The 13,706-nt window shown below is 71.9% G+C and carries 13 protein-coding genes; 8 read left to right on the top strand and 5 right to left on the bottom strand.

Going from position 1 to position 13,706, the window contains the following annotated elements; translation table 11 throughout:
- Positions 1-536 precede the first annotated feature (536 nt).
- Positions 537-953 (top strand): hypothetical protein, encoded by a 417-nt coding sequence (locus VFJ94_RS08935; protein WP_325003854.1) that lies wholly within the window; start codon positions 537-539, stop codon positions 951-953.
- Positions 954-997: 44 nt separating this feature from the next.
- Here VFJ94_RS08935 and VFJ94_RS08940 read toward each other — a convergent pair whose 3' ends face one another.
- From VFJ94_RS08940 to VFJ94_RS08950, 3 genes are read right to left on the bottom strand one after another with little or no spacing between them, the layout of a single operon-like run.
- A complete protein-coding gene (locus VFJ94_RS08940) occupies positions 998-1,699 on the bottom strand; it encodes a hypothetical protein (protein ID WP_325003855.1) in 702 nt (233 codons plus the stop codon).
- Positions 1,700-1,733: 34 nt separating this feature from the next.
- Positions 1,734-2,597, bottom strand: a complete 864-nt coding sequence (folP, locus tag VFJ94_RS08945) for a dihydropteroate synthase (protein ID WP_325003856.1) — start codon at positions 2,595-2,597, stop codon at positions 1,734-1,736.
- Positions 2,598-3,581 carry a glucosyl-3-phosphoglycerate synthase gene (locus VFJ94_RS08950; protein ID WP_325003857.1) on the bottom strand — a complete coding sequence of 328 codons (984 nt, stop codon included), beginning with the start codon at positions 3,579-3,581 and terminating at the stop codon, positions 2,598-2,600.
- A 158-nt stretch (positions 3,582-3,739) separates the two neighbouring features.
- Between VFJ94_RS08950 and VFJ94_RS08955 the strand changes: the two genes are divergently transcribed.
- The 4 genes from VFJ94_RS08955 to VFJ94_RS08970 all read left to right on the top strand — a co-directional run bounded on the left by VFJ94_RS08955 (position 3,740) and on the right by VFJ94_RS08970 (position 6,311).
- Positions 3,740-4,507 carry a 3-hydroxyacyl-CoA dehydrogenase gene (locus VFJ94_RS08955; RefSeq protein ID WP_325003901.1) on the top strand — a complete coding sequence of 256 codons (768 nt, stop codon included), beginning with the start codon at positions 3,740-3,742 and terminating at the stop codon, positions 4,505-4,507.
- Between the two features lie 32 nt (positions 4,508-4,539).
- Positions 4,540-5,271 carry a DUF72 domain-containing protein gene (locus VFJ94_RS08960; protein WP_325003858.1) on the top strand — a complete coding sequence of 244 codons (732 nt, stop codon included), beginning with the start codon at positions 4,540-4,542 and terminating at the stop codon, positions 5,269-5,271.
- Between the two features lie 103 nt (positions 5,272-5,374).
- Positions 5,375-5,866, top strand: coding sequence for an adenosine-specific kinase (locus VFJ94_RS08965; protein WP_325003859.1), 492 nt, complete (start codon positions 5,375-5,377; stop codon positions 5,864-5,866).
- 49 nt (positions 5,867-5,915) lie between these two features.
- Entirely contained in the window at positions 5,916-6,311 is a 396-nt protein-coding gene (locus VFJ94_RS08970) for a VOC family protein (RefSeq protein WP_325003860.1), read from the top strand.
- 124 nt (positions 6,312-6,435) lie between these two features.
- Here VFJ94_RS08970 and VFJ94_RS08975 read toward each other — a convergent pair whose 3' ends face one another.
- On the bottom strand, positions 6,436-6,951 hold the full coding sequence (locus VFJ94_RS08975; protein WP_325003861.1) for a MarR family transcriptional regulator: 516 nt from the start codon (positions 6,949-6,951) through the stop codon (positions 6,436-6,438).
- A gap of 107 nt (positions 6,952-7,058) precedes the next feature.
- Between VFJ94_RS08975 and icmF the strand changes: the two genes are divergently transcribed.
- Entirely contained in the window at positions 7,059-10,298 is a 3,240-nt protein-coding gene (gene icmF / locus VFJ94_RS08980) for a fused isobutyryl-CoA mutase/GTPase IcmF (protein WP_325003862.1), read from the top strand.
- A 42-nt stretch (positions 10,299-10,340) separates the two neighbouring features.
- Entirely contained in the window at positions 10,341-11,093 is a 753-nt protein-coding gene (locus VFJ94_RS08985) for a helical backbone metal receptor (RefSeq protein ID WP_349256084.1), read from the top strand.
- A 90-nt stretch (positions 11,094-11,183) separates the two neighbouring features.
- Here the strand turns inward: VFJ94_RS08985 and VFJ94_RS08990 are convergent, their stop codons facing one another.
- Positions 11,184-12,575, bottom strand: coding sequence for an MFS transporter (locus tag VFJ94_RS08990; protein WP_325003863.1), 1,392 nt, complete (start codon positions 12,573-12,575; stop codon positions 11,184-11,186).
- A 217-nt stretch (positions 12,576-12,792) separates the two neighbouring features.
- On the opposite strand from VFJ94_RS08990, the gene VFJ94_RS08995 reads away from it, so the two are divergent.
- Positions 12,793-13,665: a shikimate dehydrogenase gene (locus VFJ94_RS08995; RefSeq protein ID WP_325003864.1), complete on the top strand. Its 873-nt coding sequence runs from the start codon at positions 12,793-12,795 to the stop codon at positions 13,663-13,665.
- The last annotated feature ends 41 nt before the right edge of the window (positions 13,666-13,706 follow it).

Here is a 13,706-nt window from a genome sequence, read left to right on the forward strand (position 1 = left end):
AACAACACCCGAGGCCTCTTCACCTCCACCGACCCCCTCGCAGGCGGCAACACCACCGCCTACACCTACCCACAAGATCCCGTCAACGGATTGGATCTCGACGGTAACTGCTGGTCGTGGGCTCAGTGGGCTTGCGACGGAGCAAGGGCAGCGGGTGGCTGGGTATGGGACCACAAAGCGGACGTCGCTCTCACGGCAGTCTCCTTTGTGCCCGTGGTGGGCCCAGCCGCCTGGGCATATCGAGCCTTCCGGATCGTCAAGTTTGCTCGGGACGCGCGACGGTTGGTAGACGGCGTGCGGGCAACGCGAGCGACAAGTTGGCTGGCAGGTCGACTGTGGACCGGTAGAGGCGCTCAAGCTGGTTTTGCGCGGAACGGAGTGACCAAGATGAGAACAGCCCAAAATGGCGGTCGGACTTGGCGAGGTCCTTCTAAGTCGGGCAGGGGATACAAGTCCAACTTCACGCAGGGGGTAGAGGGCACTCACCGCTACGGCAATTATCACGTAAACCACAGGCGACCACGACGTTGGGCGCCATGGTGGTGACAGAGAACCTACCGGCCCTCTACGTTGGAGCGCTATTTCATGAGGGTACTATGTTCGGCCAAATCGCTTTGTATGAAGAGGTGTGGCTAACCAAGCAGCGCGTCGGTTTCAGGACCAGAAGGAGTCTTCGACGCACGGTCGATTGGCGCATTATCTTCGATGCTCGGGAATTCAACGAGTCAGGGCTGGTTGACGCGGAGACTTACGCCTCCCTCCGGGACGCGGCCCAGTTCTTCCACGGGGGAACCATACTTCAAGTAGCAGACATTCAATCGCGAGTGGCGAGACTTAGAGCAGTTGAGCGTTTCATGGCTGAGGAGGTTATGCAGAAGTTCCATCTATTCCCAACTCTGGCAGCCTTTTGTGGGGCGATCGATATGCAGAGCAAGGACGTCGACCTGGACTAGCCCTGGACTAGCCCAGGAGGACCTAGCCTTGGGTTAGGCCGAGTCTAAAGAAAATGCCAGGTCGCGGCCACGTACTGGACGCCGAATGGGTCGTCGGCGAAGGGCACCCCCGCCGCCATCCGGCGCCCGGCGGCGCCCTGCAGGGCCGCTCCGGCGAGGATCTGCAGCGCAGCCCGCCCCTCGCAGAGCAGCTCCGCGGCCAGCTGCGGGTCCAGGTCGAGCAGCGGCTGCGGATCCCCGGCCCGCACCGCCCCCACCCAGGCGGCGTCGAAGCCGGCGGCGCGGGGGTCGAGGTAGCCGGGGGCCTTCTGCGTGCGGCGGGCCGAGCCGTCGGCGAGCACGAGCAGCACGACGGGCTCCGGACCGGACACGAGCGAGGCGCCGAGGCGCACGCAGCCCGCCACCGGCTCGCCGAGTGCCACGGCCTGCAGCGCGTCGACCCGGCAGCCCGCGGCGGTGAGCAGCTGGCGGCCGAGGGCCACGGCATACGGCAGTTCCTCCGGGTCGGAGGCTCGGCGCGTGCCAAGGAAGGCGGCTGCCGAGCTCGGCTCGTCGGGGCCGTGCGAGCGCGTCCGGGGGCCGCCGGCGACGACGACGACCCGCGCCCCGGCCTCCTCGGCACGGCCGCGCACCCACGAGGCCACGTCGGCGCAGGCGGCCCGCAGCTCGGGCACCGGGTCGACGGAGCCCCGCAGACCGTCGAGGAGCAGGGGCGGGTGGGGGCACAGGCCCGCGGCGATCAGCACGACCGGCTCCTCGGGGCCGTGGGGGCCGGGCCGGTCACGCCAGGCCTCGCACGAGCCGCGCGGGCGCCCTGGTGCCGCGGATCGTGGCGACCATGTCAAGCACCTGCTTCGTCTCGCGCACCTGGTGGGCGCGGTAGACCCGGGCGCCCTGCCACGCGCACACGGCCGTGGCGGCGAGCGTGCCGAAGACGCGCTCCTCGACCGGCAGGTCGAGCGACTCGCCGACGAAGTCCTTGTTGGACAGGGACACGAGGACGGGCCAGCCCGTCGCCGTCAGCTCGTCCAGGCGGCGGGTCACCTCGAGCGTCTGGGGGGTGTTCTTGCCGAAGTCGTGGGCCGGGTCGATGAGGATGGACTCGCGGGCCACCCCGGCGGCGAGCGCGCGCTCGGCATACGCGACGGTCGCGTCGACGACGGTCCGCACGACGTCGGCGGGGTAGGCCACCCGGTGCGGGCGCACCCGCGGCGCGAGCCCGCCTGCATGCGTGCAGACGATGGCGGCGTCGTGCTCGGCCGCGACGTCGACGAGCGCGGGGTCGTGGCCGCCCCACGCGTCGTTGAGCAGGTCGGCACCGGCCCGGCACACCTCGCGCGCCACCTCGTGACGCCACGTGTCCACGCTGATGACGACCTCCGGGTGGGCCGCGCGCACGGCGGCGACGAAGCCGACGGTCCGGCGCAGCTCCTCGTGCACGTCGACCTCGTCGCCGGGCGCCGCCTTTACCCCGCCGATGTCGACGATGGCCGCGCCCTCCTCGACGACGCGGTCGACGCGCTCGAGCGCCACGTCGTGCGCGTAGGTCGCCCCGCGGTCGTAGAACGAGTCGGGCGTGCGGTTGACGATCGCCATGACGAGCAGCTCGTCGTCGTCGAAGACGTGTCGGCCGAGGCGCAGCATTCAGCGTCCTTCGCGGGAGGTGCGGCGGGCGGCCGGCACGGTGACCGCCGGCGGCCGCTCGGCGAGCGGGATCTGGCGCGAGCGCCAGGCCGGCGAGCCGTCCTCGCGGACGGGCTGGTGGAGCGCGGCCGAGGCGAGGGCGCCCGCGTGGCCGCGGCGCCGGTCGACGACCGCGAGCAGCTCGGCGGCCATGAGGCCGAGGTCGTGCACGTGCTGGTGCTCGTGGGCCCGGGAGCCGAGGTCCACCTGGGCGATGGCGTCGAGCCCGTGCCGCTCGAAGGTGTCGATGAGCGTGGCGATCTCGATGCCGTATGCCGTGGGCACCGGGAGCGTCTCGAGCAGCGCCCGGCGGATCGCCCACTCCCCGGCGAGGGGCTGCACGACCGCGGCGAGCTGGGGCCACCACAGGCTGAGCACCGGGCGGGCGACGAGCTCGGTGACCCGGCCGCCCTCGGTGCTGTGCGCGCGGCCCCCCTCGGCGAGGATCCGGTCGTAGAAGCCCTTCACGAGCAGCGTGCCCGGGTCGCTCAGCATCGGGCCGAGCAGGCCCGTGACGAAGTGCGTGCCCCAGTGGCGCAGGTCCGCGTCGATGAAGACGAGCAGGTCGCCGGTCGTGACGAAGAGCGACTTCCACAGGGCCTCGCCCTTGCCGGGATGCGTGCCGAGCTCGGGCGCGACGGCGGAGGAGGCGAACACCTGCGCGCCGGCGGTCGCGGCGACGTCCGCGGTGGCGTCGGTCGAGTCGGAGTCGATGACGACGAGCTCGTCGACGAGGGGCAGGCGCTCGACGAGGTCGCGCCGGACGAGCCGCACGACGCCGCCCACGAGGTGCGCCTCGTCCCGGGCCGGGACGACGACGCTGATGCGGTGCCCGCCGGCCTGCTTGAGCTCGAGCAGGCGCTCCGGCGGCCAGGTGGAGCTGTCGGTGGTGCGCCGGCCGTGCCAGGCGCGTGCCTCGTCCCAGGCGGTCGCGACCTCGGTCACGCGTCCTCCTCGTCTCGGGGCCGGCCGGGTCGTCCGGCCGAGGCAACCGTAACCCGCTGCGCTACGGTCTCCAGACGAGGTGCGAGGAGGGCGCCGTGGCCTGCGCCACCGGCGTCGCCGAGCACGCTGACGAACCCGACCGAGAGGACCCCTCCCGCATGAAGATCCACGGCAACGTCGCACTCGTCACCGGCGGCGCGTCCGGCCTCGGCGAGGCCACCGTCCGCCGGCTCGTGGAGGCGGGCGCCCGGGTCGTCGTCGTCGACCTGCCGAGCAGCAGGGGGGAGGCGCTCGCGGCCGAGCTCGGGGAGGGTGTCGTCTTCGCGCCTGCCGACGTCACCGACGAGGCGCAGGTGGCCGCGGCGGTCGACCGGGCCGGCGAGCTGGGCAGCTTCCGCATCGCCGTGAGCTGCGCCGGCATCGGGACGGCGGCCAGGACGGTGGGCCGGGACGGCAGCCCCCACCCGCTCGCGGACTTCACCCGCGTCGTCACGGTCAACCTCGTCGGCACCTTCAACGTCATCCGGCTCGCGGCGGCCCGGATGGTCGCCGGCACCGACGTCGTCGACGAGGAGCGGGGCGTCATCGTCAACACGGCGTCGATCGCGGCCTTCGACGGCCAGGTGGGGCAGGCGGCCTACAGCGCCTCCAAGGGCGGAGTCGTCGGCATGACGCTGCCCATCGCCCGGGACCTCGCGCAGTCCGCGATCCGGGTGGCCACCATCGCGCCGGGTCTCTTCCACACGCCGCTCCTGGCCGGGCTGCCCGAGGAGGCCATCGCGTCGCTCGGCGCCCAGGTGCCGCATCCTCCGCGGCTCGGCAGGCCGGCCGAGTACGCCCAGCTGGTGCAGGCGATCGTCGAGAACCCGATGTTCAACGGCGAGACCGTCCGCCTCGACGGCGCCATCCGGATGGCGCCGCGCTGACGACGCCGCGCTGACCGGAGGCGGCGGGTCGGGTGGGCATCCACATCGGCACCTCGGGCTGGAGCTACGCCCACTGGGAGCCGGAGCTCTACCCGCCGGGCACGCCCCCTGCCGGGCGACGGGAGATCTACACGCGCAGCTTCTCGACCGTCGAGCTCAACGCGAGCTTCTACCGGTGGCCCTCGAACCGGACGTTCGCCGGCTGGCGACGGGCGCTCCCGGCCGGATTCCTCATGTCGCTCAAGGCATCCCGCGGCCTGACCCACGCCAAGCGGCTCTACGCGCCCGAGGCGTGGACGGAGCGGCTCGCCGGGGCGTGGCACGAGCTCGGCGACCGCCGCGGCGTCGTCCTCGTCCAGCTGCCGCCGGGTCAGGAGCGCGACGACGCCCGTCTGGACTACTTCCTCGCCGGGCTCCCACCGTGGATGCGGGTGGCCGTCGAGCTGCGCCACCCGAGTTGGCACGACGAGGCGGTCTACGCGCTCCTCGAGCGGCACGGGGCGGCATACTGCGTCCTGAGCGGCGCCCACCTGCCGTGCGTCCTGCGCGCCACGGCGCCCTTCGTCTACGTGCGCCTGCACGGTCCCGACCACGACCACCTGTATGCCGGGTCGTACGGCGACGCGGACCTGCGCTGGTGGGCCGACCGCGTCGGCGAGTGGGACCGCGCCGGCCGGGACGTCTTCGTCTACTTCAACAACGACGGCGACGCCAACGCCGTGCGCAACGCCCGGAGGCTGCGCGAGCTCACCGGCTGGGGGTGAGCCTCGCCGTCGAACGCCGTTGCGCCAGACGGGGATCGGAGGGACGCTGGAGCGGCAGCACCCGCCCCCGATGGAGCCGCGGGGGAGTCGCGAAGGAGGCCCGATGAGCGAGCCCGTGATCCACATCGTGCCGGTGACGCTGCCGGAGGGGGTCAACCTCGTCTTCGGCCAGGCGCACTTCATCAAGACCGTGGAGGACCTCTACGAGGCGCTCGTGGGCTCCTCGCCCTATCTGCGCTTCGGGGTCGCCTTCTGCGAGGCGTCGGGGCCGCGGCTCGTGCGCAGGGCGGGCAACGACCCCGACCTCGTCGCCGGGGCTGTGGAGCATGCCACCGCGGTGGGGGCCGGCCACTCGTTCGTCGTGCTCCTGCGCGACGGGTTTCCCGTCAACGTGCTCAACCAGGTCAAGGCCGTCCCGGAGGTGTGCCGCATCTTCTGCGCGACGGCCAACCCCGTCCAGGTGCTCGTCGCCGAGACCGATCAGGGCCGGGGCGTCCTCGGGGTCGTCGACGGAGCGTCCCCGCTCGGCGTCGAGACCGAGGAGGACGAGCGGGCCCGCCGGGCGCTGTTGCGGGACATCGGTTACAAGTGCTGAGCGGCGGTGCCACACTGGCCTGCCGGGAGCCGATCAACGGGAGGTCGACATGTCGCGTGTGGTGCACTTCGAGGTCCAGGCCGACGACGTGGAACGCGCCAAGAGCTTCTACGCCGCCGTCTTCGACTGGTCCTTCGAGGACTACAGCTCGTTCACCGGGTCCACGTACTGGGGGGTCGTGACCGGACCGGACGACCAGGCCGGCATCAACGGCGGCCTGCTGCAGCGGCCCGCGCCCACGCCCGGCGCCCACCAGGGCACGAACGCCTTCGTCTGCACGATGCAGGTCGAGGACTACGACGAGACCGAGCAGCGCATCCTCGCCGCCGGCGGGCAGGTCGCCCTGCCGAAGGCCGCCTTGCCCGGCATGGCGTGGCAGGGCTACTACCTCGACCCGGAGGGCAACACCTTCGGCATCCACCAGCCCGACCCCGAGGCCGCCTGACCGCGACGGCAGAGGCCGCGTCCCGTGGCCGGGTGGGCGCGGGGTTCCCTCCGGACCCCGCTGGGGCCTACGTCACTGCTCCACTTTCTGCAGCAGTGACGTAGGGCTAGCCGTGACGTAGGGCTCAGAAGTCGCCCGCGCCCGAGCGCAGGGTGGTGAGGACGCGAAGCAGCGTGCGCAGGTCGGCGCCGGGCAGGCCGAGGCGGCCGAAGACCTCGTCGTTGAGTGCCGCGGTGGCCTTCTCGGCGAGAGCGCGGCCCTCGGGGGTGAGTGCGACGAGGACCGCGCGACGGTCTTCGGCCGAGGGCGTGCGCGTCACGAGAGCGGCCGACTCGAGGCGGTCGACGGCATTCGTCACGCTCGTGGGATGCACCTGCAACCGGGAGCCGATGACCTTCATCGGGAGGGCGCCGCGCCGGCTGAAGAGCAGGAGCATGAGCACCTCGTAGCGGGCGAAGGTCACGCCCAGGGGGCGCAGCGTCGACTCGACGCGGGCCAGCACGATCTGGTGGGCGCGCATGAGCGACGTGACGGCCGCCATGCCGTCGGCGGCGTCGCCCCAGCCCCGCTCGGCCCACTGGGCGCGGGCGGCCTCGATCGGGTCGAAGGGAAGCCCGCGTCGCGGTGCGCCTGCTGCCATGCGGCCCATCCTAGGCCGAACCCGCGCCTTGTGTTGACGTCCGTTAGTCGGAGGTCCTACTTTTTAGGGGCCTCCCTTTCCTCCACAGCGCCCCCTGGAGTCGACCCGTGACCACACCTGCCCCCCTGCACCGGCCGACCTCCCACGTCCGGCTCGTCACGGCCTCCAGCCTCTTCGACGGTCACGACGCGTCGATCAACATCATGCGGCGGATCCTGCAGAGCCAGGGCGCGGAGGTCATCCACCTCGGCCACAACCGATCGGTGCAGGAGGTCGTCGACGCGGCGATCGAGGAGGACGTGCAGGGCGTGGCGGTCTCCTCCTACCAGGGCGGGCACGTGGAGTACTTCGAGTACCTCGTCGAGCTGCTCCGGGTGGCCGGCGCGGGCCACATCCGGGTCGTCGGCGGTGGCGGGGGCGTCATCGTGCCCGAGGAGATCGCCCGGCTGCGGGAGTCCGGCGTGACGATCTTCTCGCCGGAGGATGGGCAGCGGCTGGGCCTCGCGGGCATGATCAACACCGTCATCGCCGACTGCGACTTCGACCCGTGGGCGGTGGCCGCCCCCACGCTGGACGCCGTCCTCGCCGGCGACCGGGCTGCCGTGGCCCGGGCCATCACGGGCGCCGAGCAGGGCGAGCTCGGGGCGGACCTGCTCGCCGGCATCCGCGAGGCCGCCGGGAGGCGCTCCGTCCCCGTCCTCGGCATCACCGGCACCGGCGGCTCCGGCAAGTCCTCCCTCACGGACGAGCTCGTGCGCCGCCTGCGCCTCGACCAGCAGGACAAGCTGCGGGTGGCGGTCCTCGCCGTCGACCCCACGCGGAGCCGAGGCGGCGGCGCCCTCCTGGGCGACCGGATCCGCATGAGCACGCTCGACGGGGACCGGGTCTTCTTCCGCTCGCTCGCCACGAGAGGCGGCAGCCAGGTCCCGGACCACCTCCGGGACATCCTCGCCATCCCGCAGGCCGCCGGCTACGACCTCGTCGTCCTCGAGACCCCTGGCATCGGTCAGGGCGACGCCGCCATCGTCGACTACTCCGACGTCTCGCTCTACGTCATGACCCCCGAGTTCGGGGCCTCCTCGCAGCTCGAGAAGATCGACATGCTCGACCGCGCCGACGTCGTCGCGATCAACAAGTTCGAGCGGCGCGGCGCCGAGGACGCCTTGCGAGACGTGGGCCGCCAGCTGGTCCGGAACCGGGAGGCGTTCGGCAAGGGTCCGGCCGACATGCCGGTCTTCGGCACGTCGGCGGCCACCTTCAACGACGACGGTGTCACCGCGCTCTACCACCACCTGCGCGGGCTGCTCGCCGAGAAGGGGCTGCCGGTCGGCGAGGGAGTCCTGCCGCCCGTCGCGACGAAGCAGTCGACGCGCATCTCCACGATCGTCCCGGCGGCCCGGGTGCGCTACCTCGCCGAGATCGGGGAGACGGTCCGGCGCTACCACGCCGACACCCAGAGGTATGCCGCGCACGCCCGGAGGGTGCAGCGCCTCGAGGCGGTGCGCGGCGAGCTCGCCGCGGCGGGCGCGGACGACTCTGGCGTCTCGGCCCTCCTCGACGCCGCTCGCGCAGCCCTGCCCGACGAGGTGGCCGAGTTCCTCGCGGGCTGGCCGGCCCTGCGCGAGTCATATTCGGGCGACGAGCGGGTCGTCACCGTGCGCGACAAGGAGATCCGCACCCCACTGACGCGGGAGTCGTTGTCCGGCAATAGGATCCCTCGCGTAGCCCTGCCGCGCTACGCCGATCATGGCGAGCTCGTGAGCTTCTGGCGTCGCGAGAACCTGCCCGGCTTCTTTCCCTTCACCGCCGGGGTGTTCCCCTTCAAGCGGGAAGGGGAGGACCCTGCGCGCATGTTCGCCGGAGAGGGCGACCCGTTCCGCACCAACCGGCGCTTCAAGCTGCTGTCCGCGGACAGCCCCGCCACGCGGCTGTCGACGGCATTCGACTCCGTGACCCTCTACGGCCGCGACCCCGACCCCCGGCCGGACGTCTACGGCAAGGTCGGCACGTCGGGCGTGTCCGTCGCGACGCTCGACGACATGAAGGCCCTCTACGACGGCTTCGACCTCGTCTCCCCGACGACGTCGGTCTCCATGACGATCAACGGCCCCGCCCCGACGATCCTCGCGTTCTTCCTCAACACCGCCATCGACCAGCAGCTCGAGGCCTTCCGGTCCCGCGAGGGACGGGCGCCGACCGAGGAGGAGGCGGACGGCATACGGGCGCACACCCTCGCCACCGTGCGCGGCACGGTGCAGGCCGACATCCTCAAGGAGGACCAGGGGCAGAACACCTGCATCTTCTCGACGGAGTTCTCCCTGCGGATGATGGCCGACATCCAGCAGTGGTTCATCGAGCACCACGTGCGCAACTTCTACTCGGTGTCGATCTCCGGCTACCACATCGCCGAGGCGGGGGCCAACCCGATCAGCCAGCTCGCCTTCACGCTCGCCAACGGCTTCACCTACGTCGAGAGCTACCTCGCGCGGGGCATGGCCATCGACGACTTCGCGCCCAACCTGTCCTTCTTCTTCAGCAACGGGATGGACCCGGAGTACTCCGTCCTGGGCCGGGTCGCGCGACGCATCTGGGCCGTGGCGATGAGGGACAAGTACGGCGCCAACGAGCGGTCCCAGAAGCTGAAGTACCACGTGCAGACCTCGGGCCGGTCGCTGCACGCGCAGGAGATGGACTTCAACGACATCCGCACGACGCTGCAGGCGCTCATCGCCATCTACGACAACGCGAACTCCTTGCACACCAACGCCTTCGACGAGGCGGTGACGACCCCGTCGGAGGCGTCGGTCCGGCGGGCGCTGGCCATCCAGCTCATCATCAACCGGGAGTGGGGCCTGGCGATGAACGAGAACCCGCTCCAGGGCTCGTTCATCATCGACGAGCTCACCGACCTCGTCGAGGCCGAGGTGCTGCGCGAGTTCGACAAGATCACCGAGCGCGGCGGCGTCCTCGGCGCCATGGAGACCGGCTACCAGCGTGGGCGCATCCAGGACGAGTCGATGCTCTACGAGCACCGCAAGCACGACGGCAGCCTGCCCATCATCGGCGTCAACACCTTCCGCAACCCCCGCGCCGACGCGGAGGCCAACACGACGATCGCGCTCGCCCGGGGCACCGAGGAGGAGAAGCAGTCGCAGCTCGCCCGGGTGCGCGCCTTCCGGAAGGCGCACGAGGCCGAGGCGCGGGCAGCCCTCGAGGAGCTCAAGCGCGCCGCCATCGCGGGCGACAACGTCTTCGACGTGCTCATGCGCGCGGCGCGGGTCTGCACGCTCCAGCAGGTGACGGAGGCGTTCTTCGAGGTCGGTGGTCAGTACCGCCGCAACGTCTGATCCCCGAGTCCCCCCGAACGGCCCGCGTGGTTGGCTGGTCGCATGTTGGTCGACGACCTCGGGTATGCCGTCGAGCTCGACCGCGCCCCCCGTCGCGTCGTCTCCCTCGTCCCGTCGATCACCGAGGCGATCGCGGCGACCTGCCCGGACCTGCTCGTCGGGGCGACCGACTGGTGCACCCACCCGGGGGACCTGGCGGTGCAGCGCGTGCGGGGCACGAAGAACCCGGACCGGGCAGCCATCGCCGCGCTGGAGCCGGACCTGGTGGTCGCCAACAAGGAGGAGAACCGGGAGCTCGACGTGCGCCGCCTCCGGGAGGGCGGCATACCGGTGTGGGTGACCGACATCGAGACGGTGCCGGGGGCCCTCGCGTCACTGGAGCGGCTCCTCGTCGTGGGCCTCGGCCAGGACCGGCCAGCGTGGCTCGAGGAGGCCGCGCGCGAGTGGGCCGGCCCGGTCCCCGCGCCGACGGCCCGCGTGGCCGTCGCGATCTGGCGCGACCCGTGGATGGTCGTCGGCCGCTCGACCTTCACGGGCGACGTCGTCGCGCGCCTCGGGTGGCACAACGTCTTCGGCGGGTCGGCGGAGCGGTATCCGCACGTGGGGCTCGAGCAGCTGGACCGGGACGACGTCGACGTCGTGATCCTGCCGGACGAGCCCTACGTGTTCACGCCGACGGACGGGCCCGAGGCCTTCAGCCGCACGCGGACGGCGCTGGTGAGCGGGCGGCTGCTCACGTGGTACGGCCCGTCGCTCGTCGGCGCACGCGCGGTCCTCGGGGCGGCGGTCGGCTGACCCGCGTGGCCTGACGCGCACGAGCCCCGGGCCGTCGTGCGGCCCGGGGCTCGTCCTTGCGCCGGTCCCGACGTGGGACCGGCGGGCGGCTCAGCGCGTCAGCACCGACTCGCGCTCACTGGCGCCCGCGGCTGGGTGGTGGACCGGGTTGCCGAGCTCGGCGAGCGGCGTGGCGTGCGTCTCGCGGGCCGTCAACGCGCCGATCACGGCGATGAGCGAGGACCCGGCGACGATCCACGCGGCCGGCAGCCAGTGCGACTTGTCGGACCCGACGAGCGCGGTGCCGAGCAGCGGGGTGAACCCGGCGCAGAGGATCCCGACCTGCAGGGCGATGGCGACGCCGGTGTAGCGGACCCGGACGTTGAACAACTCGGGGAACCACGCGGGGTAGATCCCGTTGGACATCGCGTAGGTGCCGGCGGTGATGAGCGTGCTCGTGACGAAGATGACGGGCAGGTTGCCGGTCGAGATGCTCCGGAAGTAGAGGAAGATCATCACCGCCGACCCCAGGACGCCCGCGATGAAGACGGGCTTGCGGCCGACGCGGTCGGAGAGCCGCGCGAAGAGCGGCTGGGTCGCCACCGCGCAGAGGTTGCCGACGACGCTCACCCACAGCATGGTGCGGGTGGGGACCCCGACCGACACGGCATACGCGAGCCCGAAGCTCTGCATGAAGGTGTTGGTCACCGTCTCGAACGACATCGCCGCGACCTGGAGGAACTGGATCGGGTGGGTGCGGAACATCTCCGTCAGCGGCAGCTTGACCAGGTCGTTGTGCTGCGCCTTGTCCTCGAAGACCTCGGGCTCCTCCAGCGCGCGCCGGACGACGAAGGCGACGGCGAGGACCAGGACGGAGGCCCAGAAGGGGACGCGCCAGCCCCACGACAGCCGGTCCGCCTCGTTCATCGACGCGACGGGCAGGAAGGCCAGCGAGGCGATGACGATGCCGGCGGAGATCCCGGAGATGGTGAAGCTGGGGAAGAACCCGCGCCGCCCGACGGGCGACTCCTCCATCGTCAGGGACGACGCCCCGGCGGTCTCGGCGCCGGCGGACAGCCCCTGCAGGAGCCGCAGCACGACGAGGAGGGTCGGCGCGAGGGCGCCCACCTGGGCATAGGTGGGCAGCAGCCCGATGAGGAAGGTGCTGGCCCCCATGAGCACGAGGGTGAGCACCATGGTGTTCTTGCGGCCGATCCGGTCGCCGAGGTGGCCGAAGACGATCGCGCCGAAGGGCCGGGCCACGTAGGCCACGCCGAGCGTGGCGAACGACGACAGCTGCGCCACGGTCGAGTCCGTGCTGGGGAAGAACAGCTTGCCGAAGATCAGCGAGGCCGCGGTGGCGTAGAGGAAGAAGTCGTAGTACTCGAGGGCGCCGCCGAGGAAGGCGGCCAGCGCCGCCTTCTTCGCGCGCCGCAGCCGCCGCGCGGCTGCCTCGGGGGACTCGTGGTCGGGAGCCGCGCTCCTGGGCGTGGTGGTGGACATCGCTCCGCTCCTTTGCGGTGAACTGCGGGGTGGTGTGGCCAGGGAGACCGGCCTGATGGATGGGCGTTTCTGTTGTTCGTATGCCGCACAGGTGTTCACTATGCGAAGTGTTGGGTGTACGCTACCGACTGTTCCGGTCCGCGGCAAGAGGTGCCGTCGATGAATTGCCCTCCCGCGGCCACCGAATCGCCCGGCTTTCACGAAGGAGTGAAATCGCATGAGCACCACGGAAGAGGCGTTCCTCGTCGGCCTCGTGGGGGACGGGGTCCTGCCCTCCCTCAGCCCGGCCCTGCACGAGCGGGAGGCCGACGCCGTGGGCCTGCGCTACCTCTACCGCCCGCTCGACCTGCCGACGATGGGGCGGCGCCCCGACGAGGTGGGCGCGATCCTGCGCGAGGGCGCGGCCCTCGGCTACAACGCCTTCAACATCACCTACCCGTGCAAGCAGCTCGTCCTCGACGCGCTCGACGAGGTCGATGAGGACGCCGCCCGGCTCGATGCGGTCAACACTGTCCTCGTCCGCGACGGGCGCCTCGTCGGGCGCAACACGGACTGGACGGGCTTCGCGGCCGGCCTGGCCTCGGGCCTGCCGGAGGCCGACCTCGCGCACGTCGTGCTCGTCGGCTCAGGAGGGGCCGGCTCCGCGGTCGCCTACGCCCTGCTGGCCGCGGGCGCGAGCCGGCTCGACGTCGTCGACCTCGACGCCGGCCGGGCCGAGGCGCGCGCCGCCTCCCTGGCGGCCCTCTTTCCCGCAGCGACGGTCGGCGCCGGCGGCATCGACCTCCTCCCGGCCCTGCTGGCCGCCGCCACGGGGCTCGTGCACGCCACCCCGGTGGGGATGCACCACCACCCGGGCCTGCCGGTGGACCGCGCCCTGCTGCGGCCCGGCCTCTGGGTCGCCGACATCGTCTACCGGCCCGTGCGCACGCAGCTCGTCGCGGCTGCCGAGGACCTCGGTTGCCCGGTCCTCGACGGCGGCCACATGGCCGTGGGGCAGGCCGTGGACTCGTTCCGGCTCATCACCGGCGTCGAGCCGGACCGGGACCGGATGCGAGCGCACTTCCTCCAGCTCGTGGCCGCCGGCCGCTGACCAAGCACCCGCCATCCGCACCCAACCCGAAGGAGAGCTCT

Source organism: Intrasporangium sp. (genome assembly GCF_035688975.1).
GTDB lineage: Bacteria > Actinomycetota > Actinomycetes > Actinomycetales > Dermatophilaceae > CALMNV01.